Consider the following 26,557-nt stretch of genomic DNA (forward strand, 5'->3'; position numbering starts at 1 on the left):
CCCGCGTCCCAAAACAACACGGGCCTGCCGTCGCCGGCAGGCCCGTGTCGGGAAAACGTGCAACGGAGATCAGCCGTTGATCACGTCCGCGCCCTTCGGCACGACGAACTTGAACGTATCGCCCTTCAGCGGCGGGTTCGTCTGGATGTTCGTAAAGGTCAGCAGCGTGACGTTGCCGAACACGTCGTGCAGCTCCATCGCGGCGAGCGTGCCGTTCCGGAAGCCGATGCCGATCCGCTGGAACTGCGTGTCCTGCGCCTTCGGCAGCATCTCGAGCCAGTCGATGCCGCCCTTCTCGCCCGCATCGCGCAGCGTGTAGTTCTTGTCGAGATCGTTGCTGCCGAACAGGATCGCGGCCGGGCTCGCGCCCAGCGCGCCGTTCAGCTTGCGCTCGGTGACCTGGTTCAGGTCGCGGTCGTACACGTAGAGCTTGTCGCCGTCGGCCTGCAGCACCTGCTGGTAAGGCTTCTGGTACGTCCAGATGAACTTGCCGGGCCGCGCGAACACGAACGTGCCGCTCGAATTGTCGGTGGGCTTCGGCGCGGCCTGCGCGGCGCTCGCGCCCTTGGCCGGCGCCTTGACGATCTGCTGCGTGAAATCGCCCTTCGCCGAACGCACCTGCGACACGAAGGCCTTCAGTTGCTCGGTGCCGCCCGCGAACGCGTGCGTCGCCGCAAGCATCAGCGATGCGCCGGCGAGCGCCGCGCCGAGCCAGCGCCGCGTCGAACGAAGGGAAGGGACGAACGAAAGTTGCTGCATGATGCGGTTTTCTCCCTGGGTGGCCGGCGCTGCGGGCGCCGCGGACTCATTCCGCGTCGCGCGCCGGCACAAGAATTTCGCGGTTGCCGCTCGACGACATCGCCGACACGAGCCCCGACTGCTCCATCTGCTCGAGCAGCCGCGCCGCGCGGTTGTAGCCGATCCGCAAATGGCGCTGCACGAGCGAGATCGACGCGCGGCGGTTCTTGATGACGATCTCGACCGCCTGGTCGTACAGCGGATCAGACTCGCCGCCGCCTTCGCCGGTTCCCGCGCCGGCCGAGCCCTCGTCGCCGTCGGCGGTGCCGCCTTCGAGCAGGCCCTCGACGTAATTCGGCTCGCCCTGCTCCTTGAGCTTCTCGACGACGCGATGCACCTCGTCATCGGCGACGAACGCGCCGTGCACGCGCACCGGCAGCCCCGAGCCCGGAGGCAGGTAGAGCATGTCGCCCATCCCGAGCAGCGATTCCGCGCCCATCTGGTCGAGAATCGTGCGCGAGTCGATCTTCGACGACACCTGGAACGCGATCCGCGTCGGCACGTTCGCCTTGATCAGGCCCGTGATCACGTCGACCGACGGGCGCTGCGTCGCGAGAATCAGGTGGATGCCGGCAGCACGCGCCTTCTGCGCGATCCGCGCGATCAGCTCCTCGACCTTCTTGCCGACGACCATCATCAGGTCGGCCAGCTCGTCGATCACGACGACGATGTTCGGCAGGCGGCCGAGCGGCTCAGGATCGTCCGGCGTCAGGCTGAACGGGTTCGGAATCTTCTCCTCGCGCTTCGCCGCCTCGTCGATCTTGTTGTTGTAGCCCGCGAGGTTGCGCACGCCGAGCTTGCTCATCAGCTTGTAGCGACGCTCCATCTCCGCGACCGTCCAGTTCAGCGCATGGCCGGCCTGGCGCATGTCGGTGACGACCGGGCACAGCAGGTGCGGAATGCCTTCGTAGACGCTCATTTCGAGCATCTTCGGATCGATCAGGATCAGGCGCACCTGCTCGGCGGTGGCCTTGTACAGCAGCGACAGGATCATCGCGTTGATCCCGACCGACTTGCCCGAGCCGGTCGTACCGGCCACCAGCAGGTGCGGCATCTTCGCGAGATCCGCGCACACCGGCTTGCCGCCGATGTCCTTGCCGAGGCTCAGCGTCAGCGCCGACGACGCGGCCGCATACACCTCGGAGCCGATGATCTCGGACAGGTGCACCGTCTGGCGGCGCTGGTTCGGCAGCTCGAGCGCCATGTAGTTCTTGCCGGGAATCGTCTCGACCACGCGGATCGACACGAGCGACAGCGAGCGCGCGAGATCCTTCGCGAGATTGACGATCTGGCTGCCCTTCACGCCGGTGGCCGGCTCGATCTCGTAGCGCGTGACGACCGGGCCCGGATACGCGGCGACGACGCTCGCCTCGACGCCGAAGTCCTTCAACTTCTTCTCGATCAGGCGCGACGTGAATTCGAGCGTATCGGCGGAAATCGCTTCCTGCGTCTTCGGCGCGGGGTCGAGCAGCGACACCGGCGGCAGCGTCGAATCGCCCGGCAGGTCGGTGAACAGCGGCACCTGGCGTTCGCGCTCGACGCGCTCGGACTTCGCCGGCGTGACGACCGGCGGCACGATCGTCACCGGCTCGTGATCCTCGATGCGCACGCGCTCCTCTTCGACCTTGCCTTCGCGGCGCACCGCCGCGGCCTCGCCGAGCTTGCGGTCGCGCTCGGCCTCGCGGCGCAGTTTCGCGACGTTGACGGCCGACAGGATCGCGCCGCCGACGCGCTCGGCGACCGACAGCCACGAGAAGCGGAAATACAGCGACAGGCCGATCGCGAGCGCGATCAGCAGCAGCAGCGTGCCGCCCGTGAAGCCGAACGCATGCGACATCGCGCCCGCGACGGCCTCGCCGACGACGCCGCCCGGCGCACGCGGCAGCTGCACCTTCAGCGACCACATGCGCAGCGCCTCGATGCCGTCACAGGCGAGCACGACCAGCACGAACGCAAAGATTTCGGTAAGCCAGCCGATCGGCCGCTCCGGTTCGTCGGGAATCGCCTCGTGGCGCGTGATGCGGCGGTAGTTGACGGCGATGCGCCGCCCGAGCGGCACGATCAGCCAGTAGGCGGACAGGCCGAACAGCAGCAGGATGATGTCGGCCGTCCACGCGCCGACGCGGCCGGCCCAGTTCGAGATGTGATCGACCTGGGCGGCGTGCGTCCAGCTCGGATCGCGCCGGCTGTAGCTCAGCAGGGCCATCACCAGAAAGGCGCAGAGCGCGACCTGGAGAATCCAGCGGATCTCCGTGAGGAGCTTCGACATCCGGTGCGGCAACGCCTGTGCCGGGGCGGAATAAGGAGCTTTTGCCATGAATCCGTATAAAGAGGACGGGCCGTGCGCCCGCCTGTCGTTCGATCGCGCTTATTGTAAACGCTGCACCGCGCCGCCAAGTGTAAATGACGGTTACATAACGGGGACGGGGCGCCGATCCGGCGCCGCCGGCCACCCCAAGCCGGCCGGATGGCCCATACCCGCGACAACGCGCGTCGCCACCCGGCAGCCGGCCGCCCGGCGCGCTGCCCCGTCCGGCCGGCACGCCCCGAACGCTATCGGCGCGATTGAAACTCTCGTTCGGCAGCGCAGCAACGGGGCCTTTATAATGCGCGTCTGATACCCATCTATGACGGCATCCTGGTCACCCCGGATCGCACGGCGAGCCTACCCCGCCCGCCGGCCGCCTTTTACGGATTCGCACATGTCCACGCCCAAACACGCCAAAGTCCTGATTCTCGGTTCCGGCCCCGCCGGCTACACGGCCGCCGTCTACGCGGCACGCGCCAACCTGTCTCCGGTGCTGATCACCGGCATCGCGCAGGGCGGCCAGCTGATGACCACGACCGACGTCGAAAACTGGCCGGCTGACGCGAAAGGCGTGCAAGGTCCGGAGCTGATGGCGCGCTTCCAGGAGCACGCGGAGCGCTTCAACACCGAAATCGTGTTCGACCACATCCATACCGCGAAACTGCACGAGCGGCCGATCCGCCTGATCGGCGACTCGGGCGAATACACGTGCGATTCGCTGATCATCGCGACCGGCGCGTCCGCGCAGTATCTCGGCCTGCCGTCCGAGGAAGCGTTCATGGGCAAGGGCGTGTCGGCCTGCGCGACCTGCGACGGTTTCTTCTATCGCAACCAGGAAGTCGCGGTGATCGGCGGCGGCAACACGGCCGTCGAGGAAGCGCTCTACCTGACCGGCATCGCGAAGAAGGTCACGGTGATCCACCGCCGCGACAAGTTCCGCGCGGAGCCGATCCTGATCGACCGCCTGCTGGAGAAGCAAAAGGAAGGCGTCGTCGACATCAAGTGGGATCACGTGCTCGACGAGGTGACGGGCGAGGAGTCCGGCGTCACGGGCCTGCGCATCAAGAACGTGAAGACCGGCGCGACGGAAGACCTGCTCGTACAGGGCGTGTTCGTCGCGATCGGCCACAAGCCGAACACCGATCTGTTCCAGGGCCAGCTCGAGATGAAGGACGGCTACATCCTGACGAAGAGCGGCCTGCAAGGCAATGCGACGTCGACGAGCGTGCCGGGCGTGTTCGCCGCGGGTGACGTGCAAGACAACGTGTACCGCCAGGCAATCACCAGCGCGGGCACGGGCTGCATGGCCGCGCTCGACGCGCAGCGCTACCTCGAAAGCCTGCACGACAAGAAGTAAGCCGGAAGCCTTTTCGCGGCGGGCGCTACAATGGCGTCCGCTGCCGCGAAGCAGGCTCGACCGGAAAGCCGCTGCCGCCGCGCAGCGGCTTTTTTTGTGCCCGCGCGCCCGAACGCGCCTGCCCCGTTACCGAATCATGGCGAAGAACCAGCCCCATCCGAGCGATCCCGCGAAGCGGAAGATCGCTGCCCGTCCCGTGACCCCGGCGCCCGAGGCGCCGCCGCCCGTGCCCGACACGGCCGCGTTGCGCGGCCAGGGCCTCGCGGGCCTCGGTGCGTTGCGCAAGTCGCTGCAAGGCGAAGCCGACCGTCGCGAACGCGCGCGTATCGAAACCGCGCAGGCCGAGCGCAAGGCGGAGGCCGACGCGAACCTGTTCCGCAACGAAATCGGCACGATCCGGCCGCTGAACGCGCCGCCGCGCGCGTCGTCGGGCCGCATGCCGCCCGACCCGGTGCCGAAGCAGACGCAGCGCGACGAGGAAGCCGTGCTGAACGCGACGCTATCCGACGAATTCGATCCCGAGACGCTGCTCGACAGCGACGACTCGCTGTATTACCACCGTCCCGGCATCAGCCGCGACGTCGTGCGCAAGCTGCGTAGCGGCGCGTGGATCGTGCAGGCGCAGATCGACCTGCACGGCATGCGGCGCGACGAGGCGCGCGATGCGCTCGCCGAATTCATCCGCGAAGCCGGCAAGAAAGGGCTGCGCTGCCTGCGCGTGATCCACGGCAAGGGGCTCGGCTCGATCGGCAAGGAACCGGTGCTGAAGGGCAAGGTGCGCGCGTGGCTCGTGCAGAAAGAGGAAGTGATCGCGTTCTGCGAGGCGCGCGGCCACGACGGCGGCGCGGGCGCGGTGCTCGTGCTGCTGCAGCCGCACGCGGCGCCGACCGACCGGGGGCCGCGTGCCGCATCCTAGGCTGACGCTCGCGATCGCGATACTGGAAGCGATCGCCACGCTGGCCTTCGCGATTTCGGGGTTCATCGAGGCGCGCAAGAACCGCCTCGACTCGGTCGGCACGTTCGTCGTCGCGCTCGCGACCGCGTTCGGCGGCGGCACGCTGCGCGACATCCTGCTCGAGCGCCGGCCGTTCTACTGGGTCGTGCACGACGACTACGTGATCGCGATCTTCGTGCTCGCGCTGTTCGCACCGTTCGTGCTGCGGATGCTGTCGCGGCTGTCGGCCGAACGGCTGCTGCTGATCGCCGATGCGATCGGGCTCGGCATCTTCAGCATCTCGGGCACGTCGATCGCGCTCGACGCCGAGATGCCGCGCTTCATCGCGGTGATGATGGGCGTGATCACCGGCGTGGTCGGCGGGATCGTCCGCGACGTGCTGTGCAACGACATCCCGCTGATCCTGCGCGATTCGCGGCCGTACGCGACCTGCGCGTTCGTCGGCTGCTGGTTCTACCTGCTGCTCGTGTGGCTGCAGTTCGACTCGGTGTACAGCGTGCTGCTCGCGACCGGCTTCATCCTCGTCGCGCGGCTCGCTACGTTCAAGTTCGACGTGCGGTTGCCGCATTGAATCCGGGCATCGTTTGAATCACGAGGGGCCGTTGAAACGGGCCCTCGTCGCCGCACGCCGGTGATCCGGAAACAACGCGATCTATCGGACACATTTGTTTACATTTACCTTTCAGACTCCGTCGTGCCGTGCTACGTTCCGCCTGACAAACGCGAACGAGTGGACTGGCATGACTATTTTTTACGCGGTAGTTGAAGACGATCCGCTGGACAGCGGCGGCTACGTACTCGATGGCGGTAAGTGCGGAACGATCGTAGGTGACGACGGCAAACGCCGGAAAATCGCGTTCGTCGGACAACGCGCGTGGTGCAGCACATGCGAGAGCGTCGGGACAATTGAAGCGGCCCCCGGCGCGCCGAGCGAAAAGCGTCTGCGCGACTTCACTTCCGCGGGACGCGTTCAAGCCTTGAGCAACGATTGGGTCAGATGTCGCTGTGAGCATCCTCCTCGCATCATTTCCCGATATGGCCGCAAATGGAAAATAGACGCTTCGGATTGCGACCTCCGGATGGCATCCGAACTCGTCACCGTCCGATTCAAGACATTCTGGAAAACGGCCCGTAGATGGACCGACGTCGCCGAATACCAGCGCGCAGTTCCGCGACTGGCAAGACAACTACAGACGGAAACGTACTGGGACCGCAACGGCAGCACGCGCGCGAATCGATTTACATGTGAGGACTTCGCGTTACGGCTGCTTGTCCAGTTCGCCGCCCTGCGCGGGTTGCCGCTCAAGGTGACCACTGGTGTACGCAGTTATCGAAACGTGGAAATCGACGGCGAATCGGAACACCAGCGATACGATTCGACAATGTACGGTTTCGCGGAGATGGTGTCGTTGACTTTCGGCGCCCCGGACACACAACGCACCGATTCGAATACCGTACGCCTTTCGACGGCCGAGTCGCTCCTCCCAGGAGACATGCTCGTACAGGCCAATGATCGCGCAGGCATCGGACATCATGTTCAGTTGGTCACGAGCACCTCGCCCGCGTCCATTTCGATCATGCAGGGAAATTCGAGCGGTGTGATCGTGCGTCCGTTCACGACGATCATGAGGATATTCGGCCGCAATCGTGCAGATCCACAAAGCGCCAGTTATGCAGGCATGGGCGTCGAAAACGGGTACTACGCACCCGGCGAGGAAGGGTGGAACTACAGAAACGAGACGACGGGTGCCGAAGTGAAGGACTTTCTAAAGCAATTCCAGCTGTATCGCTGGAATTTCGCCGCATTCAATCAGTAATGCCGAGGCAAGGATGCGTGTGTTCCTTTCGGTAATCGCAGATAGCGATCTCTTCGGCGCACTCGCGACCGTTTGCCTGGTCGTCGCAGTGGCCGGCCTGTTCTCCACCGTCCGCCGCTCGAGGTTTTATTTTCCGGCCGTCTTCGCGTGCCTTCTGTTCATGCCACTCATGCACGCGATCGGTTCGTACTTCTTGTCACTGCCGAGTCCGTGATTGCCTCCGTCGGCTATCACGACGCGCACGGGCCACGGCAGATGCTCGGACAAATTCGCCATGTCCATGAATCGCGGCAACCGACGGCATCCGGATCGAACGATGATCCGGACGCGTCCGATTCCTCGATCCCACTTACCTCACGCGATCCGCTCTTCCGACGCCGGATCGAACAGCACGGCCTTCGACACGTCGAACAGCAGCGACTGCGTCTGCCCCGGCTGCGGGTTCGCGGCCGGATGCACGCGGCTCACGATCCGCTTGCCGTTCACCTGCGCGAACACGTGCGTGTCCGGCCCGGTCGGCTCGGTCACGTCGACGCGCACGTCGATCGGCTGCAGGTTCGACGCCTCGCCGTTGTGCGCGTTGCGCGCGTCGGTGATGCGCTCCGGACGCAGGCCCAGGATCACCTCGCGGCCGACGTGCGACTTGAGCTTCGCCGCGTCGAACGGCAGGATCAGCGCGCTGCGCGCGAGGCCCGTGTCGATCTCGAGCGCGATTCCGCCGCCCTGCTCGACCAGCTTGCCGTTGATGAAGTTCATCGGCGGCGCGCCGATGAAGCCCGCGACGAACAGGTTCGACGGCGAATCGTAGATGTCCTGCGGCGCGCCGAACTGCTGGACCACGCCGTCCTTCATTACCGCGATCCGGTCGCCGAGCGTCATCGCCTCGATCTGGTCGTGCGTCACGTAGACGATCGTCGTGCCGAGACGCTGGTGCAGCAGCTTGATTTCCGCGCGCATCTCGATGCGCAGCTTCGCGTCGAGGTTCGACAGCGGTTCGTCGAACAGGAACAGCGACGGATCGCGTGCGAGCGCGCGGCCCATCGCGACGCGCTGCCGCTGGCCGCCCGACAGTTGGCCCGGCTTGCGGTCGAGCAGGTGCTGGATCTGCAGCATCGCCGACACGCGGTCGACGATCTGCTGCTGCTCGCTCTTCGGCACCTTCCGGATGTTCAGCCCGAACGAGATGTTCTCGCGCACCGTCATCGACGGATACAGCGCGTACGACTGGAACACCATCGCGATGTCGCGATCCTTGGGCGACAGGTCGTTGACGACCTTGCCGTCGATGCAGATCTCGCCGCTCGTGACCGTCTCGAGCCCGGCGATCATGTTGAGCAGCGTCGATTTCCCGCAGCCCGAGCCGCCGACCAGGATCAGGAACTGTCCGTCCTCGATCTCGATGTCGACACCCTTCAGGACCGGCACCCCGTTCGGGTAGGTCTTGTACACGTCACGGATGGAAAGGCTTGCCATGCTGTGAATCCTCTGTCTCGTCTCGCGCGGCGCACTCGGGCGCCGCGTCGGGTTCGTTTCGATGCGCCGCGCGTGGTGCGCGGCCGGTTCGTCGTATCGGATGAAGCCGCGCTTACCCCTTCACCGCGCCTGCCGTCAGCCCGCGCACGAAATAGCGGCCGGCGACGATGTAGACGAGCAGCGTCGGCAGCGCGGCGATGATCGCGCCGGCCATGTCGACGTTGTATTCCTTCACGCCCGTCGACGTGTTGACGAGGTTGTTCAGCGCGACCGTGATCGGCATCGAGTCGACGCCGGAGAACACGATCCCGAACAGGAAGTCGTTCCAGATCTGCGTGAATTGCCAGATCAGGCACACCATGAAGATCGGCAGCGACACCGGCAGCAGGATCTTGGTGAAGATCGTGAAGAAGCCCGCGCCGTCGATGCGCGCGGCCTTCACGAGTTCGGCCGGCACGCTCACGTAGAAGTTGCGGAAGAACATCGTCGTGAACGCGATCCCGTACACGACGTGCACGAACACGAGGCCCGGAATCGTGTTGGCGAGGCCGAGCATCCCCTGCAGGCGCGCCATCGGCAGCAGGATCACCTGGAACGGGATGAAGCAGCCGACCAGCATCATCGTGAACAGCGCGTCCGCGCCGCGAAAGCGCCAGTGCGTGAGCACGTAGCCGTTGAACGCACCGATCAGCGACGAGATCAGCACGGCCGGAATCACCATCTGCAGCGAGTTCAGGAAGAACGGCTTCATCCCGTCGCAGCGCACGCCGGTACAGGCGCCGCTCCAGGCCTTCACCCACGGATCGACGGTCCACGAGGTGGGCGGCGTCAGCAGGTTGCCGGTGCGCAGCTGGTCGAGGTCCTTGAACGACGTCGACAGCATCACGTAGATCGGGAACAGGAAATACAGCGCGAACAGGATCAGTGCCGCATAGATCACCGCCCGGCTGATCGTCATCTTAGGCTGCATTGCGGGTGCTCCTCGATTCCATATACATCAGCGGCACCAGCACCGCGACCACGGTCGCGAGCATCATCACCGAGGACGCCGCGCCGAGCCCGAGCTGGCCGCGGTTGAACGAAAACGTGTACATGAACATGGCCGGCAACGACGACGACGTGCCCGGGCCGCCCGCGGTCAGCGCGACGACGAGGTCGAAGGTCTTGATCGTGATGTGGCAGAGGATCAGCAGCACCGAGAAGAACACCGGGCGCATGCTCGGGATCACGATCTTGCGGTAGATGGTCGGCAGCGTCGCGCCGTCGACCTGCGCGGCCTTGAAGATCTCGCCGTCGACACCGCGCAGCCCCGCGAGGAACAGCGCCATCACGAAGCCGGTCGATTGCCACACGGCCGCGATCACCACGCAGAAGATCGCCTTGTCCGGATCGTCGAGCCAGCCGAACGAGAAGCTCGTCCAGCCCCAGTCGTGCATCACCTTCTCGAGGCCGAGGCCCGGGTTCAGGATCCACTGCCATGCAGTGCCGGTGACGATGAACGACAGCGCCATCGGGTACAGGAAGATCGCGCGCAGCGCGCCTTCGTTGCGAATCCGCTGGTCGAGCAGGATCGCGAGGAACAGCCCGAGGCCGACGCAGATCGCGATGAACGGAATCCCGAACCAGCCGAGGTTCGCGGCGGAGGTCCACCACACGTCGTTCTGGAACAGGTCCGTGTAACGGCCGAAGCCGTCGAATTCGTAGTTGGGCAACAGCCGCGAGCGGGTCAGCGACAGATAGCCGGTAATCAGGATGAAGCCGTAGATGAACACCACGGCGATCGCGACGCTCGGCGCGAGCACGAGCTTCGGGATCCAGCGATCGGCGAAGGCCGACATCGGCGACGTACGCCGTGCGGCGGCAGCGCCGGATCCGTTTCCGCTAAGAGGGGCAGCCACTTGATTCGACTCCTGGAACGAGGGCGACGCAGGCCGGGCCGGCGCCGGGTACGGCACGGGCCCGCGGGCGAGCCCGTTTGCTGCACATGCAAAAACGCCCGGCCGATGAAGCGTGTCCGGCCGGGCGCCTGGCGCGCGTTACTTGACCTTCGCGGCCTTCGCGAGCGCGGCGACCGCGCTCTTCGAATCCTGCTGCGAGTTCATGAACTTCGTCACGACGTCGGTGATCGCGCCGGCGGTCGCGTCGCCTTGCGCCATGCCGTGCGCGAGCGACGGCACGAAGCCGCCCGACTTGATCGCGGTCTGCTCGTCGGCATACGACTTCTTCGCGCAGTCGTCGAACTTGTCCATCTTCACGCCGAGACGCACCGGCACCGAGCCCTTCAGCAGGCTGAACTGCTCCTGGAACTCGGGCGTCATGATCGTCTTCGCGAGCGCGAGCTGGCCCGGCGTCGCGTTCTTCTCGCCCTTCTGCTGGAAGAACACGAACGAATCGACGTTGAACGTGTACGAATTCGCGGTGCCCGGCACCGGCGCGCAGACGTAGTCCTTGCCCGCCTTCTTGCCGGCGTTCTCGAACTCGCCCTTCGCCCAGTCGCCCATGAACTGCATGCCGGCCTTGCCGTTGATGACCATCGCGGTCGCGAGGTTCCAGTCGCGGCCGTTACGGCCGGTGTCGAAGTAGCCCTGGATCTTGCGCACCGTGTCGAACACCGACAGCATCTGCGGCGACGTCAGCGTCGCCTGGTCGAGGTCGACCAGCGCCTTCTTGTAGAACGCCGGGCCCTGCGACAGCACCACGTCTTCCCACAGCGTCAGGTCCTGCCACGGCTGGCCGCCCATCGCGACCGGCTGGATGCCGGCGGCCTTCAGCTTGTCGGCCACCGCGAAGAATTCGGGCCAGGTGGTCGGCACCTTCGCGCCGACCTTGTCGAGCGCGGCCTTGTTGATGTACAGCCAGTTGACGCGGTGCACCGAGAACGGCGCGGCGACGGTATGGCCCTTGTACTTGATGATCTTGTCGATTTCCGGCGGCAGGTTCTGCTTCCAGTCGCCGGCGGCCGAATCGATGTTGACGAGCACGCCCTGGTCGGCCCAGTCCTGGATCAGCGGGCCCTTGATCTGCGCGGCCGACGGGGAATCGCCGCTGATCACCTTGGTCTTCAGCGCGGTCATCGCCGCGGCGCCGGCGCCGCCCGCGACCGCGAAGTCCTTCCACACGTAGCCCTGCTTCTGCAGGTCGTCCTTCAGCACGCCGACGGCCTTCGACTCGCCGCCCGAGGTCCACCAGTGCAGCACGGTTACGTTCTCGGCTGCCTGCGCCGCCACGGCGCCAGCCATCAGACCCGCGGCGCAGAGCGCGCCCATGATCGAGCGAACTTTCATTACTTATCTCCTCCAGACTGAATCAACTCGTGAGGTTCCCCGACGGGGAACCGGCTTCTTGATAAACGACGGGGAAATCGAGCCGCGGGACGCATGCAGCGTACGGGGCCGATGACCGGCCGGGCTCTTACAGAAAGCGTGAATCGAGATTCAACGGCGTGTCTCCTCTTTGTGTTTCTGGCCCACCGCGATGCCGCGGCGCGAGCCCGGGGGCGACGGCGCGCGATGATGCGCTCCGTCAATGTCCGATACCATTCGGCACAAGGCGTTCCCGAAGGCGAAGCTCGCGCAGTTCATCGACCGCACTTCTTTTTTTCTTCACCCAGGTGCTACCCCTTGCGGCGGATTGTAGTTAAACTACAATTCAGTGTCAAAAATATTTTTATCGCACTACGGATCGCTTCCAGCACCCCCAACACGGCGGAGACACATGCATACCGATTCCAGCTTTACCTTCGTACTTTTCGGCGGCACCGGCGATTTGTCGATGCGCAAGATCCTGCCCGCGCTGTTCGAAGCGCACCGTGCGAACATGCTGGCGGACGGCGGTCGGATCGTGGCCGTCGCACGACACGAATCGGATCGGGCGGGCTATCTCGAATGGGTCGACACGCACGTGAAGCCGCATGCGGCGAAAGCGGCCGGCAACGCGTTCGACGACGCGGCCTGGAAGTCGTTTCTCGACCGCATCGAGTACGTGAAGCTCGATCTCGGCCGTGCGGAGGACTACGTCGTGCTGCGCGACGCGATCGCATCGCTGCCCGGCATCCGCGTGTTCTATCTCGCGACCGGCCCGTCGCTGTTCGTGCCAATCTGCAAGGCGCTCGCGTCGGTCGGCCTGAACGAAGGCTCGCGCATCGTGCTCGAGAAGCCGCTCGGCTACGACCTGAAGTCGTCCAACGCGATCAACGACGCGGTCGGCGAGATCTTCGCGGAAGGCCAGATCTACCGGATCGACCACTACCTCGGCAAGGAGCCGGTACAGAACCTGCTCGCGCTGCGCTTCGGCAATGCGCTGTTCGAGCCGCTGTGGCGCCGCGAATGGGTCGAGAGCATCCAGATCACGATCGCGGAAGAGCTCGGCGTCGAGGCGCGCGGCGATTTCTACGACAATACGGGCGCGCTGCGCGACATGGTGCAGAACCACCTGCTGCAGCTGCTGTCGATCGTCGCGATGGAGCCGCCGCACTCGATGGATTCCGACTCGGTACGCGACGAGAAGCTGCGCGTGCTGCGCGCGCTGAAGCCGATCGATCCGCGCGACATCGGCAAGGTCGCGGTGCGCGGCCAGTATCATGCGGGCGTGATCAAGGGCGCGCAGGTGCCGGCCTACGCGACCGAGCCGGGCGTGAAGCCCGACAGCCAGACCGAAACCTTCGTCGCGCTGAAGGTCGAGATCGAGAACTGGCGCTGGGCCGGCGTGCCGTTCTTCCTGCGCACCGGCAAGCGTCTGGCCGACCGCGTCGCGGAGATCGTCGTCAACTTCCGCCCGGTGCCGCATTCGGCGCTCGGGCCGACCGCGCTGCGCCCCGGTTCGAACCGTCTCGTGATCCGGCTGCAGCCGAACGAGACGATTCGCCTGTACTGCCTCGCGAAGCAGCCGGGCGAAGGGATGAACCTCGCGAGCGTGCACCTCGACCTCGCGTTCGACCAGTTCTTCAAGGAAGGGCAGATGGAGGCGTACCAGCGCCTGCTGCTCGACGTGATCAACGGCCGGCTCGCCCTGTTTGTGCGTCGCGACGAGCAGGAAGCCGCCTGGCAGTGGGTCGAGCCGATCCTGAACGAATGGGCGCGCACGCTCAAGCCGCCGAAGCCGTACGCGGCGGGCACGTGGGGGCCGGCCGCGTCGAGCGCGATGCTCGCGCAGCACGACACCTGCTGGCTCGAAGAAGAAAACTGATGCAAACCGTTGCGGCGTACGCCACCGTACGCGGCAACGCGCCTCACGATTCGTACGATTTGAACAGACAAAGCAGTCCGGAGGAGATGTGATCGAGATCCACGCTTTCGACACCCAGGAAGCGCAAAGCGAAGCGCTCGCGCGCGCCGTCGGCGATGCGCTGCGCGCGGCGCTCGCCGGCCCCGCGCGCCCGACGCTCGCGGTGTCCGGCGGCACCAGCCCGCGCCCGTTCCTGCATACGCTGTCGCACGCGGCGCTCGACTGGGCCGGCGTCGACGTCACGCTGGTCGACGACCGCTGGGTGCCGGACGACGACGCGGCCAGCAACGCGCAACTCGTGCGCGACACGCTGCTGCAGCACGCGGCGGCCCCTGCCCGCTTCCTGCCGCTCGTCGACACGCGCAGCACGCTCGACGCGCACGTCGCCGCGTTGAACGCGAACCCCGACTACCGCGTGCCGACCGTCGCCGTGCTCGGCATGGGCGAGGACGGCCACACCGCGTCGATCTTCGCCGACGCACCCGAATGGGACCACGCGATCACGACGTCCGAGCGGTTCGTCGCCGTGCATCCGGGCGCGGCGCCCCATGCACGCGTGAGCTATTCGCTCGATGCGCTCAAGCGCGTCGACCGGCTGTTCCTGCTGATCGCGGGCGCCCGCAAACGCGACGTGCTCGACGCCGCGGCCGCGTCGCTGCAGAAGAACGCGATTTCCCAACTGGCCAACGACAAGGGGACCCAGCTCGATGTCTACTGGTGCGCAAAGTAAGGCGGTCGTCGCGGGTCAGCATGCCGACGGCCCGCGCCTGCTCGCGGACGTCGGCGGCACCAACGCGCGCTTCGCGCTGGAAACCGGCCCCGGCGAGATCACGCAGATCCGCGTGTATCCCGGCGCCGACTATCCGACGATCACCGACGCGATCCGCAAGTATCTGAAGGATGTGAAGATCAGCCGCGTGAACCACGCGGCGATCGCGATCGCGAACCCGGTCGACGGCGACCAGGTCACGATGACCAACCACGACTGGAGCTTCTCGATCGAGGCGACGCGCCGCGCGCTCGGCTTCGACACGCTGCTGGTCGTCAACGACTTCACCGCGCTCGCGATGGCGCTGCCGGGCCTGACCGATGCCCAGCGCGTGCAGGTCGGCGGCGGCGCGCGCCGCCAGAACAGCGTGATCGGCCTGCTCGGGCCCGGTACCGGGCTCGGCGTGTCGGGGCTGATCCCGGCCGACGACCGCTGGATCGCGCTCGGCAGCGAAGGCGGCCACGCGTCGTTCGCGCCGCAGGACGAGCGCGAGGATCTGGTGCTGCAATACGCGCGCAAGAAGTTTCCTCACGTGTCGTTCGAACGCGTGTGCGCGGGCCCCGGCATGGAAATCATCTATCGTGCGCTCGCCGCGCGCGACAAGAAGCGCGTCGCCGCGACCGTCGACACGGTCGAGATCGTCGAGCGCGCGCATGCCGGTGACGCGCTCGCGCTCGAAACGGTCGAATGCTTCTGCGGGATTCTCGGCGCGTTCGCGGGCAGCGTCGCGCTGACGCTCGGCGCGCTCGGCGGCGTGTACATCGGTGGCGGCGTCGCGCTGAAGCTCGGCGAGCTGTTCACGCGCTCGTCGTTCCGCGCGCGCTTCGAGGCGAAGGGCCGCTTCACGCACTATCTCGAGAACATCCCGACCTACCTGATCACCGCCGAATACCCGGCGTTCCTCGGCGTATCGGCGATTCTCGCGGAACAGTTGTCGAACCGCTCCGGCGGTGCGTCGTCGGCCGTGTTCGAGCGAATCCGCCAGATGCGCGACGCGCTGACGCCGGCCGAGCGCCGCGTCGCCGATCTCGCGCTGAACCATCCGCGCTCGATCATCAACGACCCGATCGTCGACATCGCGCGCAAGGCCGACGTGAGCCAGCCGACCGTGATCCGCTTCTGCCGCTCGCTCGGCTGCCAGGGGCTGTCGGACTTCAAGCTGAAGCTCGCCACCGGCCTCACCGGCACGATCCCGATGAGCCACAGCCAGGTGCATCTCGGCGATACGGCCACCGACTTCGGCGCGAAGGTGCTCGACAACACGGTGTCCGCGATCCTGCAGCTGCGCGAGCACCTGAATTTCGAGCACGTCGAGAACGCGATCGAGATCCTGAACGGCGCGCGCCGCATCGAGTTCTACGGGCTCGGCAACTCGAACATCGTCGCGCAGGACGCGCACTACAAGTTCTTCCGCTTCGGCATTCCGACGATCGCGTACGGCGACCTGTACATGCAGGCCGCGTCGGCCGCGCTGCTCGGCAAGGGCGACGTGATCGTCGCGGTGTCGAAGTCGGGCCGCGCGCCCGAGCTGCTGCGCGTGCTCGACGTCGCGATGCAGGCCGGCGCGAAGGTGATCGCGATCACGTCGAGCAACACGCCGCTCGCGAAACGCGCGACCGTCGCACTCGAGACCGACCACATCGAGATGCGCGAGTCGCAGTTGTCGATGATCTCGCGAATTCTGCATCTGCTGATGATCGACATCCTCGCGGTCGGCGTCGCGATCCGTCGCGCATCGACGAACGGCGAACTGCCCGAAGCCGTCGCGCAGGCGAAAGCACGCGCCAGCGACGACGAAACGGCCGACGTGCTCGACTGGCTGAGCCACGGCGCGTCGCCGGCGGCGAAGGACGTCGCGCGGGACTAGCGCATAGCGCGGCGTCAGCCGCTTCACGCGTCCCCACGAAAAACGCCACCGGCGCATCGCGCGCGGTGGCGTTTTTCATTGTGCGACCCGGCGGGCGGCGCGGTTCAGGCGCCCGCTTTCACCGGCCGGCCGTGCCAGCGCAGCACCAGATAGCGCCCAGCGAAACACAGCACGCCAGTGACGCCGATCGTCACGCCCATCGCGAACGGCGTGCCGTCCGCGAGTGCGCCGATCGCGACGCTCGCCAGCGCGCCGAGCGCGAGCTGCATCGCGCCGAACACGGCCGCCGACGCGCCCGCGTTGTGCGGATAGCGATGCATCAGGTCGGTCGTGCAGTTCGCGGACAGGATCCCGACCACGCCGACGACGAAGAACAGGCACACGACGATCGACCACAGCCCGCCCAGCCCGGTCAGCGCGACGAACGCGACCGCGAGCGATGCGATGCAGCTCACGAGCGACGCGGCCGCGATGATGCGCAGCGAACCGATGCGGCCGACGAGGCGCGTGTTCGCGAAGTTGCCGATCATGATGCCGACGACGTTCAGGCCGAACAGCAGCCCGTAGTGCTGCGGCGACACGTGGAAATACTCGATGTATACGAACGGCGTCGCGGTGATGTACGAGAACATCGACGCGAACGCCATCCCGCCGCACAGCATGTGCCCCCATGCGACGGGGTCGGACAGGATGCGCCCGTACGACGCGAACGACGCGAGCACGGCCGCGCTCTTGCGCCGCTCCTTCGGCCAGGTTTCGGGCACGCGCAGGTACGCGGTCGTCGCGCAGAGCGCGCCGAACACGGCGAGCACGACGAACACGCCGCGCCAGCCGGAGAAACGCAGGATCTGGCCGCCGATCAGCGGCGCGAGCAGCGGCCCGACCGCGGTGACGATCGCGACCATCGACAGCACCTTCGCCGCGTCGCTCGGCTCGTGCGCGTCGCGCGCGATCGCCCGCGCGAGCACCGACGCGGCGCCGGCGCCGAGCGCCTGCAAAAAGCGCACGACGATCAGCATGTCGATCGAACCCGCCACGAAGCAGCCGATACTCGCGAGCGTGAACAGCGCGATCCCGCCGAGCAGCACGGGGCGGCGGCCCCACGTGTCGGACAGCGGGCCGTACAGCAGCATGCCGATCGAGAAGCCGGCCATGAAGCTCGTCAGCGTGCGCTGCGCGGCGCCGGCGCTGACGGAGAAGCCTGCGGCGATCGACGGCAGGCTCGGCAGGTACATGTCGGTGGCGATCGGCCCGCAGGCCGCGAGCGCGCCGAGCAACAGGATCAGCCGGGCATCGGGCCGGCGCCGGACGACGTGGGACATGGGTATCCGGAATGGGAGCCCGCGCGCATCGGGGCGCGCGTGGCGGTGAAGACGGGAAGCCGCGCCGCAAGCGGCGCGTTCAGGCCCATGATTGTACGCGCAACTTTTTTGCGTGCCTCGGGCTGCATGCTGCGGCGGGCAGGAACCCGCCCACGCGCGTCGTGCGCCGAACCAGCGTGCGGGCGGATTCGATTAAGCTTGCTGCTTGCCGCTCTTGTCTGACCTATTCGACGTACGACCGACCCGATGACCGCTTTCCTGCTGATCTGGAGCCCCAAGAAATGGCCATGGCCCGAGTTGCCCGACGTCGCCGCGCGCGTGAAGGCCGGCGAGGCCGTGCATGACGTATGGGGCTGCGGCTTCGCACGCGGCATCCTGCCCGGCGACCGCGTGTTCCTGCACCGCGTCGCGAAGGAGCCCAAGGGCGTGTTCGGCTCCGGCTACGTGACGCGCGCGCCATACGAGGTGCCCGATCCGTCGACCAAGCGCGGCTACCGGCTGTGCATCGACTTCGTGTACGACTGGCTGGTCGATGCGCACCAGGACGTCGTGATTCCGCGCGACGCGCTGCGCGCCCATCCGTATTCGGTACAGACCTGGGATGCGCAGAGTTCCGGCACGTCGATCAAGCCGATGGTCGAAGGTCCGCTCGAAAAGCGCTGGGCCGAGCTGACCGGCAAGCGCAAGCCGCCGCGATAAGCGGAAACCGGGTCGAATCGGGGCAGCCTTTCTGTCCGGCCGATTCCCTCGGCGCGCCGAAAGGCCGCGGACCGGCCGGCGGGCTTGCCGCGCGTGTCTCCGGTACAATCAGACGATCGTTCCGCCCAGGCGCCGCGGCCCGTGCACAGGCCCCCGCGCCCTTCTCTCGCAGGTTTCGCTCATGTCCAACAATCAGATCCTCTTCGAACGCGCCCAGAAGACCATTCCAGGCGGCGTCAACTCGCCGGTGCGCGCCTTCCGCTCGGTCGGCGGCACGCCGCGCTTCGTCGCGCGCGCGCAAGGCCCGTATTTCTGGGATGCCGACGGCAAGCAGTACATCGACTACATCGGCTCGTGGGGCCCGATGATCGTCGGCCACGTCCATCCGGAAGTGCTGTCGGCCGTGCAGAACGTGCTCGCCGACGGCTTCTCGTTCGGCGCGCCGACCGAAGCCGAGATCGAGATCGCCGAGGAAATCTGCAAGCTCGTGCCGTCGATCGAGCAGGTACGGATGGTGTCGAGCGGCACCGAGGCGACGATGAGCGCGCTGCGTCTCGCGCGCGGCTTCACGGGCCGCAGCCGCATCGTCAAGTTCGAGGGCTGCTACCACGGCCACGCGGACAGCCTGCTGGTCAAGGCCGGCTCGGGCCTGCTGACGTTCGGCAACCCGACGTCGGCCGGCGTGCCCGCCGACATCGCGAAGCACACGACCGTCCTCGAATACAACAACGTCGCCGCGCTGGAAGAAGCGTTCGGCGCGTTCGGCGACGAGATCGCCGCGGTGATCGTCGAGCCGGTCGCCGGCAACATGAACCTCGTGCGCGGCACGCCCGAATTCCTGAACGCGCTGCGCGCACTGTGCACGAAGCACGGCGCCGTGCTGATCTTCGACGAGGTGATGTGCGGGTTCCGCGTCGCGCTCGGCGGCGCGCAGGCGTACTACGGGATCGCGGCCGACCTCACCTGCCTCGGCAAGGTGATCGGCGGCGGGATGCCGGCCGCCGCGTTCGGCGGCCGCCGCGACATCATGGCCCACCTCGCGCCGCTCGGCGGCGTCTACCAGGCCGGCACGCTGTCGGGCAATCCGATCGCGGTCGCCGCGGGCTTGAAGACGCTGCAACTGATCCAGGCGCCGGGCTTCTACGACGCGCTCACCGCGCAGACGAAGCGGCTCGCCGACGGCCTCGCGGCGGAAGCACGCGCGGCCGGCGTGCCGTTCGCGGCCGACTCGATCGGCGCGATGTTCGGCCTGTACTTCGCCGAGCGCGTGCCGGGCAGCTTCGCGGAAGTCACCAAGAGCGACGTCGAGCGATTCAACCGCTTCTTCCACCTGATGCTCGACGAGGGCGTGTACTTCGCGCCGTCCGCGTACGAAGCCGGCTTCGTGTCGAGCACGCACGACGACGCGGTGATCGACGCGACGCTCGCGGCCGCGCGCCGTGCGTTCGCGGCACTCGCCGCCTGACCCGGGGCCGCGCGCATGTTCTCGGATACCGACTTCGCCCACATGCAGCGCGCGCTCGCGCTCGCGGCGCGCGGCATGTACACGACCGCGCCGAATCCGCGCGTCGGCTGCGTGATCGTCAAGGACGGCGACGTGATCGGCGAAGGCTTCACGCAGCCGGCCGGCCAGGACCACGCGGAAGTGCAGGCGCTCAAGGACGCGCGTTCGCGCGGCTACGACGTCGCGGGCTCGACCGTCTACGTGACGCTCGAACCGTGCAGCCATTTCGGCCGCACGCCGCCGTGCGCGAACGCGCTGATCGACGCGCGCGTCGCGAAGGTCGTCGCCGCGATGGAAGACCCGAACCCGCAGGTGTCGGGGCGCGGCCTCGGGATGCTGCGCGACGCGGGCATCGACGTGCGCTGCGGGCTGCTCGCGAATGAAGCCGGCGAGCTGAACATCGGCTTCGTGTCGCGGATGACGCGCGGCCGCCCGTGGGTGCGGATGAAGACCGCCGCATCGCTCGACGGCCGCACCGCGCTGCCGTCCGGCGAAAGCCAGTGGATCACCGGCGAGGCCGCGCGCCTCGACGGGCACGCATGGCGCGCCCGCGCGTGCGCGATCCTCACCGGCATCGGCACCGTGCGCGAGGACAATCCGCTGCTGACCGTGCGCGGCATCGACACGCCGCGCCAGCCGCAACGCATCCTGGTGGACAGCCGCCTCGACCTGCCGCTCGACGCGCGGCTGCTGGAAGGCGCGCCGTTGCTGATCTTCTGCGGCCGGCTCGACGCCGCCGGCGAACTGCGCGCGAACGTGCTGAAGTCGCGCGGCGCGGAAATCGTGCCGCTCGCGAATGCGCACGGCAAGGTCGACCTGCCCGCGATGCTGGCGGCGCTCGGCGCGCGCGGCGTCAACGAGCTGCACGTCGAGGCCGGCCACAAGCTGAACGGTTCGCTGCTGCGCGAACGCTGCGTCGACGAATTGCTGGTGTATCTGGCGCCGAGCCTGCTGGGCGCCGACGCGGCCGGCATGTTCGATCTCGCCGCGCCGGCCAGCCTCGAGGCGCGCACCCGGCTGTCGTTCCACGGTATCGAGCGGCTCGGCGACGACCTGCGCATCCTCGCGCGTGTCGCACCGACCGACACGTCTCACTGAACGGAATCGCCACGATGTTTACCGGAATTGTCGCGGCCGTTGGCCGCATCGAAACGATCGCCCCGCTCGGCACGTCGGCCGATGCCGGCGTGCGCCTGACCGTGCAGGCCGGCGGGCTCGATCTCGCCGATGTCGCGCTCGGCGACAGCATCGCGATCCAGGGCGCATGCATGACGGTGATCGAGAAGACCGACACCACGTTCGACGTCGACGTGTCGCGCGAAAGCCTGAACCGGACGGTCGGCCTCGCGCAGCCCGGCGAAGTGAATCTCGAGAAGGCGCTGCGCGCGCATGACCGCCTCGGCGGGCATATCGTGTCGGGCCATGTGGACGGCCTCGGTACCGTGTCGCGCTTCGCACCGGTCGGCGAGTCGCACGAACTGCGGATCGTCGCGCCGCGCGAACTCGGCCGCTATCTCGCGTACAAGGGATCGATCACGGTGAACGGCGTCAGCCTGACCGTCAATACGATCGACGACCGCGCGGACGGCTGCGAATTCTCGATCAACCTGATTCCGCATACGGTCGAAGTCACGACGCTGCGTCACGTGCAGGCCGGCGACAAGGTCAACCTCGAGGTCGACATGATCGCGCGGTATGTGGAGCGGATGCTGTCGGCATCGCAGGGCATGCATCAGGACTGATCGGGCAGATCCTTCCTGTATATGGAATGACGGCTGGCGGTTCGTTTCGGCATTGTTTGGGCGTCGCCACGGCCCCACTCGCCAGCCGCCGCGGCGGTCATACGCGGTAACCGAGCGGGCGCCACCGGGCATTGCTCGTACCCTACTTCGTGCCGTGCCGCTCCGTCTCCTGCCATCCGAAATGCCGGCATCGCGATCGCGTTCGCTCGATGGCCGTCCGGCCGGCCGACACCTGGCCGAACGGCCAACGACGCGCACGGGCCATGCCGTCGCGCTAAGATGCGTCGACAGCGGTTTCCACGCCGCCACGTACGACGCGCCGCGTAGCGGCCGCCACTCTTCCCATTGGAGTCGTCCCCATGTCCATCTCGATGTACCAGGCTTCGCTGCCCGTCCTGATCCGCGGCCTCACCAACCTGCAGCACATCCTCGGCAAGGCACAGGCGCATGCGGCCGAAAAGCAGATCGATCCGTCGGTGTTCATCGGCGCACGCCTCTATCCGGACATGCTGCCGCTCGTCCGCCAGGTGTACATCGCGACCGATACGGCCAAGGGCTGCGCCGCGCGGCTCGCCGGCGCCGAGATCCCGAGCTACCCGGACGTCGAGCAGACCTTCGACGAACTGCACGCACGCATCCAGAAGACGATCGACTACCTGAAGAGCTTCGACGCCGCGCAGATCGACGGCAGCGAGACGCGCCAGATCGTGCTGAAGATGCGCGTCGGCCCGATCGAGTTCACCGGCCAGTCGTACCTGCTGAATTTCGTGCTGCCCAACTTCTTCTTCCACGTGACGACCGCGTACGACATCCTGCGCCACAGCGGCGTCGAACTCGGCAAGCTGGACTACCTCGGCGGGCGCAACGAGCACGCGTGACGCGCGGCCGGGCCACGTCCGGCCCGCAACCGTCCGCACCCGCGCGCAGGCCGGCCGCAGCGCTTTCCGGAGCACGCGCGGGCCCCGCGCGGCCCGCGCCAGCCGAAACGCCGTCCGGCTGGCGTAAAATACGCACTTTCCTCTTTCTCGCCCCCTTATGACGCTCGCCTCCACGCTCGACATCATCGCCGAGCTGAAAGCCGGCCGGATGGTGATCCTGGTCGACGAAGAAGACCGCGAAAACGAGGGCGACCTCGTGATCGCCGCCGAATTCGTCACGCCGGAAGCGATCAACTTCATGGCCAAGTACGGCCGCGGCCTGGTTTGTCTGACGTTGACGCAGGAACGCTGCAAGCAGCTTCACCTGCCGCTGATGACCTACCGCAACGGCACGCAGTACGGCACCGCGTTCACGGTCAGCATCGAAGCGGCCGAAGGCGTGACGACCGGCATCTCGGCCGCCGACCGGGCGCACACGATCGCCACGGCGGTCGCGCACGACGTGCGCCCCGAGCACATCGTGCAGCCGGGCCACGTGTTCCCGATCATGGCGCAACCGGGCGGCGTACTCGTGCGCGCGGGCCACACCGAGGCCGGCTGCGACTTCACGGCGCTCGCGGGCCTCACGCCGGCCGCGGTGATCTGCGAGATCATCAAGGACGACGGGACGATGGCGCGCCTGCCCGACCTGATCGAATTCGCGAAGGAACACAACCTGAAGATCGGCACGATCGCCGATCTGATCCAGTACCGCAGCCGCACCGAATCGATCATCGAGCGGATCGCCGAGCGCACGATGCAGACCGCGCACGGCACGTTCCGCGCGGTGCTGTACCGCGACCAGCCGAGCGGCTCGCCGCACATCGCGCTGGTGCGCGGCGCTCCGTCGCCCGATGTCGATACGCCGGTGCGCGTGCACGAGCCGCTGTCGGTGCTCGATCTGCTCGAGACCGGCATCTCGACCCACTCGTGGACGCTCGACGCCGCGATGCGCGACATCGCGGAACGCGACCTCGGCGTGATCGTGCTGCTCAACTGCGGCGATACGAAGGAACACCTGATCGACGTCTTCAAGGCGTTCGACGAGGAAGAAAGGGCTGCCGCGCTCAAGCGCCGGCCGGTCGATTTCAAGACGTTCGGCATCGGCGCACAGATCCTGCGCGATGTCGGCGTCGGCAAGATGCAGGTGCTGTCGAATCCGCGCAAGCTGGGCAGCATGTCCGGCTACGGCCTCGAAGTCACGGGCTTCATTCCGATGCCCGGCGGCGAAGCCAAGTCCTGCCCGGCGTCCCACGCGTAACCCGCCACGGCGCTTTCGCCCTATAACCGTTCATCCACACCACGGACCAGATCATGGAAATCGGACAATACCAACCGAATCTCGAAGGCGACGGCCTGCGTATCGGCATCGTGCAATCGCGCTTCAACGAGCCCGTGTGCAACGGCCTCGCCGACGCGTGCGTCGAAGAACTGGAACGCCTCGGCGTCACCGGTGAAGACGTGCTGCTCGTGTCGGTGCCCGGCGCGCTGGAAATCCCGCTCGCACTGCAGAAGCTCGCCGAAAGCGGCCAGTTCGACGCGCTGATCGCACTCGGCGCGGTGATCCGCGGCGAGACCTACCATTTCGAACTCGTGTCGAACGAGAGCGGCGCAGGCATCACCCGCATCGGCCTCGACTTCAACCTGCCGATCGCCAACGCAGTCCTGACGACCGAAAACGACGAGCAGGCCGTCGCGCGCATGACCGAAAAGGGTCGTGACGCCGCACGCGTCGCGGTCGAGATGGCCAACCTGACGATGGCGCTCGACCAACTCGGCGACGACGAGGACGAAGACGAAGACGACGAAGAGGAGCGCGCATGAAGAAGAGCGCCCGCCGACAATCGCGCGAGCTGGCGACGCAGGGCCTGTACCAGTGGCTGCTGTCGAACGCGCCCTCCGGCGAGATCGACGCGCAACTGCGCGGCGCGCTCGGTTACGACAAGGCTGACAAGGAACTGCTCGAAGCGATCCTGCACGGCGTGATCCGCGAGCATGCGACGCTCGTCGAAGCGCTGGCGCCGTCGCTCGACCGTCCGATCGATCAGCTGTCGCCGGTCGAACGCGCGGTGCTGCTGATCGCGACGTTCGAGCTCACGCACCATGTCGAAACGCCGTACCGCGTGATCATCAACGAAGCCGTCGAACTCGCGAAGACGTTCGGCGGCTCCGACGGCTACAAGTACGTGAACGGCGTGCTCGACAAGCTCGCCGCGAAGCTGCGCCCCGCCGAAACGCAGGCGCGTCGCAACGGCTGACGCCGCTGGTTGGTCCACGGGCGCGCAAGCGCCCGTTTTTCATTCTTTTCTCCCTCCGCCCTGCCCGCCGATGAATACCACCGCCGATTCGCTCGTCACGCTCGCCGCACGCGTCGACGCGATCCAGCCCTTTCATGTGATGGAACTGATGAAGGAGGCACAGCGGCTCGAGTCCTTGGGGCGCGATGTTATCCACATGGGCATCGGCGAGCCGGATTTCACCGCGCCGGAGCCGGTTGTCGAGGCCGCCGCGGCCGCGCTGCGCCGCGGCGTCACGCAGTACACGAGCGCGCTCGGCATCGCGCCGCTGCGCGAGGCGATCGCCGCGCACTATGCACGCGCATACGGCCTCACGGTCGCCCCCGAGCGGATCGTCGTGACGGCCGGCGCATCGGCCGCGCTGCTGCTCGCATGCCTCGCGCTGGTCGGCCGCGATGACGAAGTGCTAATGCCCGATCCGTCCTACCCGTGCAACCGGCACTTCGTCGCGGCGGCTGAAGGCCGTCCGGTGCTCGTGCCGAGCGGCCCGGACGCGCGCTTCCAGCTCACCGAAAACGACGTCCGCACGCACTGGAACGAGCGCACGCGCGGCGTGCTGCTCGCGTCGCCGTCGAATCCGACCGGCACGTCGCTCGAACCGGACGAACTGAAGCGGATCATCGAAGCGGTGCGCGCACGCGGCGGCTTCACGATCGTCGACGAGATCTACCAGGGGCTCAGCTACGACGCCGCGCCGGTGTCGGCGCTGTCGTTCGGCGACGACGTGATCACCGTGAACAGCTTCTCGAAGTATTTCAGCATGACGGGCTGGCGGCTCGGCTGGCTCGTCGTGCCGCCCGCGCTCGTCGGCACGTTCGAAAAGCTCTCGCAGAACCTGTTCATCTGCCCGTCCGCACTCGCGCAACATGCGGCGCTCGCCTGCTTCGAACCCGCGACGCTCGACATCTACGAAACACGCCGGCTCGAATTCAAGCGCCGCCGCGATTTCATCGCGCCGGCGCTGGAGCGGCTCGGCTTCACGGTGCCGGTGATGCCGGACGGCGCGTTCTATGTGTATGCGCATTGCGGCGGCGTCGCGCACCCGGCGGCCGGCGACAGCGCCGCGCTCACGCAGGCGATGCTGCACGACGCAGGCGTGGTGCTGGTGCCGGGCATGGACTTCGGTGTCCATGCGCCGCGGGACTATATCCGCCTGTCCTATGCGACCGCCTACTCGCGGCTCGAAGAGGCGGTCGACCGGCTCGGGACGCTGTTCGGGCAGCACTGACACCGCGCCCGGCGCACCGGGCGCTTCACACACCGCAAAAAAGAAAAGGCACCCGAATCGGGTGCCTTTCTCATGCCCAGTCGTGCCGGGCGAAGCCGCACGGCGCCTGCGACGTTACGCGCCGAGCTCCGAATGATCGGCGTGCGACTGCTTCGCGGTATCGACGCTCGCGTCGTCCTGCGACGCGGCTTCCTTCGGCGCCGCCTTGACCGAGGTCGTACCGTCGAGCGTCGCATGCACGCGCTTCGCACCGCCGGCTGCGGCCGTCACGGCAGCGGCGG

The 26,557-nt window shown here is 67.0% G+C and carries 23 protein-coding genes and 1 pseudogene; 16 read left to right on the plus strand and 8 right to left on the minus strand.

Features of this window, described 5'->3' with window-relative positions; all coding sequences use genetic code 11:
• Positions 1 to 69: 69 nt before the first annotated feature.
• Both lolA and H3O04_RS06455 read right to left on the minus strand, forming a co-directional pair.
• A complete protein-coding gene (gene lolA, locus H3O04_RS06450; protein WP_023475207.1) occupies positions 70 to 759 on the minus strand; it encodes an outer membrane lipoprotein chaperone LolA in 690 nt (229 codons plus the stop codon).
• A gap of 46 nt (positions 760 to 805) precedes the next feature.
• Complete coding sequence (locus H3O04_RS06455) at positions 806 to 3,115, minus strand: DNA translocase FtsK (RefSeq protein WP_012328086.1); 2,310 nt, start codon at positions 3,113 to 3,115, stop codon at positions 806 to 808.
• A gap of 385 nt (positions 3,116 to 3,500) precedes the next feature.
• Between H3O04_RS06455 and trxB the strand changes: the two genes are divergently transcribed.
• From trxB to H3O04_RS06475, 4 genes are all read left to right on the plus strand, one after another.
• A complete protein-coding gene (trxB, locus tag H3O04_RS06460; RefSeq protein ID WP_023475210.1) occupies positions 3,501 to 4,463 on the plus strand; it encodes a thioredoxin-disulfide reductase in 963 nt (320 codons plus the stop codon).
• 136 nt (positions 4,464 to 4,599) lie between these two features.
• Positions 4,600 to 5,379 (plus strand): Smr/MutS family protein, encoded by a 780-nt coding sequence (locus H3O04_RS06465; RefSeq protein WP_202587347.1) that lies wholly within the window; start codon positions 4,600 to 4,602, stop codon positions 5,377 to 5,379.
• Entirely contained in the window at positions 5,366 to 5,989 is a 624-nt protein-coding gene (locus H3O04_RS06470; protein ID WP_011544829.1) for a trimeric intracellular cation channel family protein, read from the plus strand. Before H3O04_RS06465 ends, H3O04_RS06470 begins: the two co-directional genes overlap by 14 nt.
• A 169-nt stretch (positions 5,990 to 6,158) precedes the next feature.
• Complete coding sequence (locus H3O04_RS06475) at positions 6,159 to 7,235, plus strand: PAAR domain-containing protein (RefSeq protein ID WP_202587350.1); 1,077 nt, start codon at positions 6,159 to 6,161, stop codon at positions 7,233 to 7,235.
• 354 nt (positions 7,236 to 7,589) lie between these two features.
• Here the strand turns inward: H3O04_RS06475 and H3O04_RS06480 are convergent, their stop codons facing one another.
• The 4 genes from H3O04_RS06480 to H3O04_RS06495 form a co-directional block, all read right to left on the minus strand.
• Entirely contained in the window at positions 7,590 to 8,708 is a 1,119-nt protein-coding gene (locus H3O04_RS06480; RefSeq protein WP_006476647.1) for an ABC transporter ATP-binding protein, read from the minus strand.
• Positions 8,709 to 8,820: 112 nt separating this feature from the next.
• Complete coding sequence (locus tag H3O04_RS06485) at positions 8,821 to 9,678, minus strand: carbohydrate ABC transporter permease (protein WP_006476648.1); 858 nt, start codon at positions 9,676 to 9,678, stop codon at positions 8,821 to 8,823.
• Positions 9,668 to 10,606 carry a carbohydrate ABC transporter permease gene (locus H3O04_RS06490; protein ID WP_011544827.1) on the minus strand — a complete coding sequence of 313 codons (939 nt, stop codon included), beginning with the start codon at positions 10,604 to 10,606 and terminating at the stop codon, positions 9,668 to 9,670. Before H3O04_RS06490 ends, H3O04_RS06485 begins: the two co-directional genes overlap by 11 nt.
• A 138-nt stretch (positions 10,607 to 10,744) precedes the next feature.
• The gene (locus H3O04_RS06495) at positions 10,745 to 11,992 is read right to left on the minus strand and encodes an ABC transporter substrate-binding protein (RefSeq protein ID WP_006496596.1); all 1,248 of its coding nucleotides are present in this window, start codon (positions 11,990 to 11,992) and stop codon (positions 10,745 to 10,747) included.
• Between the two features lie 430 nt (positions 11,993 to 12,422).
• Between H3O04_RS06495 and zwf the strand changes: the two genes are divergently transcribed.
• The 3 genes from zwf to H3O04_RS06510 all read left to right on the plus strand — a co-directional run bounded on the left by zwf (position 12,423) and on the right by H3O04_RS06510 (position 16,567).
• Entirely contained in the window at positions 12,423 to 13,892 is a 1,470-nt protein-coding gene (gene zwf / locus H3O04_RS06500) for a glucose-6-phosphate dehydrogenase (RefSeq protein WP_011544826.1), read from the plus strand.
• 88 nt (positions 13,893 to 13,980) lie between these two features.
• Entirely contained in the window at positions 13,981 to 14,661 is a 681-nt protein-coding gene (pgl, locus tag H3O04_RS06505) for a 6-phosphogluconolactonase (RefSeq protein ID WP_124463749.1), read from the plus strand.
• On the plus strand, positions 14,639 to 16,567 hold the full coding sequence (locus H3O04_RS06510) for a bifunctional transcriptional regulator/glucokinase (protein WP_006476653.1): 1,929 nt from the start codon (positions 14,639 to 14,641) through the stop codon (positions 16,565 to 16,567). The genes pgl and H3O04_RS06510 overlap by 23 nt, the downstream gene beginning before the upstream one ends.
• Before the next feature lie 104 nt (positions 16,568 to 16,671).
• Here the strand turns inward: H3O04_RS06510 and H3O04_RS06515 are convergent, their stop codons facing one another.
• Positions 16,672 to 17,889 (minus strand): Bcr/CflA family multidrug efflux MFS transporter, encoded by a 1,218-nt coding sequence (locus H3O04_RS06515; RefSeq protein WP_053523864.1) that lies wholly within the window; start codon positions 17,887 to 17,889, stop codon positions 16,672 to 16,674.
• 246 nt (positions 17,890 to 18,135) lie between these two features.
• Between H3O04_RS06515 and H3O04_RS06520 the strand changes: the two genes are divergently transcribed.
• The 9 genes from H3O04_RS06520 (at position 18,136) to H3O04_RS06560 (ending at position 26,276) form a co-directional block, all read left to right on the plus strand.
• Positions 18,136 to 18,588: a hypothetical protein gene (locus H3O04_RS06520; protein ID WP_202587348.1), complete on the plus strand. Its 453-nt coding sequence runs from the start codon at positions 18,136 to 18,138 to the stop codon at positions 18,586 to 18,588.
• A 181-nt stretch (positions 18,589 to 18,769) separates the two neighbouring features.
• Entirely contained in the window at positions 18,770 to 20,053 is a 1,284-nt protein-coding gene (gene hemL, locus H3O04_RS06525) for a glutamate-1-semialdehyde 2,1-aminomutase (RefSeq protein WP_006476656.1), read from the plus strand.
• Between the two features lie 15 nt (positions 20,054 to 20,068).
• The gene (gene ribD / locus H3O04_RS06530) at positions 20,069 to 21,190 is read left to right on the plus strand and encodes a bifunctional diaminohydroxyphosphoribosylaminopyrimidine deaminase/5-amino-6-(5-phosphoribosylamino)uracil reductase RibD (protein WP_053523862.1); all 1,122 of its coding nucleotides are present in this window, start codon (positions 20,069 to 20,071) and stop codon (positions 21,188 to 21,190) included.
• A 14-nt stretch (positions 21,191 to 21,204) separates the two neighbouring features.
• Positions 21,205 to 21,834 carry a riboflavin synthase gene (locus H3O04_RS06535; protein ID WP_077178022.1) on the plus strand — a complete coding sequence of 210 codons (630 nt, stop codon included), beginning with the start codon at positions 21,205 to 21,207 and terminating at the stop codon, positions 21,832 to 21,834.
• A gap of 359 nt (positions 21,835 to 22,193) precedes the next feature.
• Positions 22,194 to 22,712, plus strand: coding sequence for a DUF1993 domain-containing protein (locus H3O04_RS06540; RefSeq protein ID WP_023475222.1), 519 nt, complete (start codon positions 22,194 to 22,196; stop codon positions 22,710 to 22,712).
• A gap of 157 nt (positions 22,713 to 22,869) precedes the next feature.
• A complete protein-coding gene (gene ribBA / locus H3O04_RS06545) occupies positions 22,870 to 24,012 on the plus strand; it encodes a bifunctional 3,4-dihydroxy-2-butanone-4-phosphate synthase/GTP cyclohydrolase II (protein ID WP_006476660.1) in 1,143 nt (380 codons plus the stop codon).
• Between the two features lie 53 nt (positions 24,013 to 24,065).
• A complete protein-coding gene (gene ribH, locus H3O04_RS06550; RefSeq protein WP_202587349.1) occupies positions 24,066 to 24,575 on the plus strand; it encodes a 6,7-dimethyl-8-ribityllumazine synthase in 510 nt (169 codons plus the stop codon).
• Positions 24,572 to 25,009, plus strand: a complete 438-nt coding sequence (gene nusB, locus H3O04_RS06555; protein ID WP_006476662.1) for a transcription antitermination factor NusB — start codon at positions 24,572 to 24,574, stop codon at positions 25,007 to 25,009. Before ribH ends, nusB begins: the two co-directional genes overlap by 4 nt.
• 70 nt (positions 25,010 to 25,079) lie before the next feature.
• Positions 25,080 to 26,276, plus strand: a complete 1,197-nt coding sequence (locus H3O04_RS06560; RefSeq protein ID WP_054927487.1) for a pyridoxal phosphate-dependent aminotransferase — start codon at positions 25,080 to 25,082, stop codon at positions 26,274 to 26,276.
• 114 nt (positions 26,277 to 26,390) lie between these two features.
• Here the strand turns inward: H3O04_RS06560 and H3O04_RS06565 are convergent.
• Positions 26,391 to 26,557 (minus strand): annotated as a pseudogene (locus tag H3O04_RS06565) (lytic transglycosylase domain-containing protein); the annotation flags it as partial.

The organism is Burkholderia sp. KCJ3K979, from assembly GCF_016759955.1.
In the GTDB taxonomy this organism is placed as follows: Bacteria; Pseudomonadota; Gammaproteobacteria; order Burkholderiales; family Burkholderiaceae; genus Burkholderia; species Burkholderia orbicola.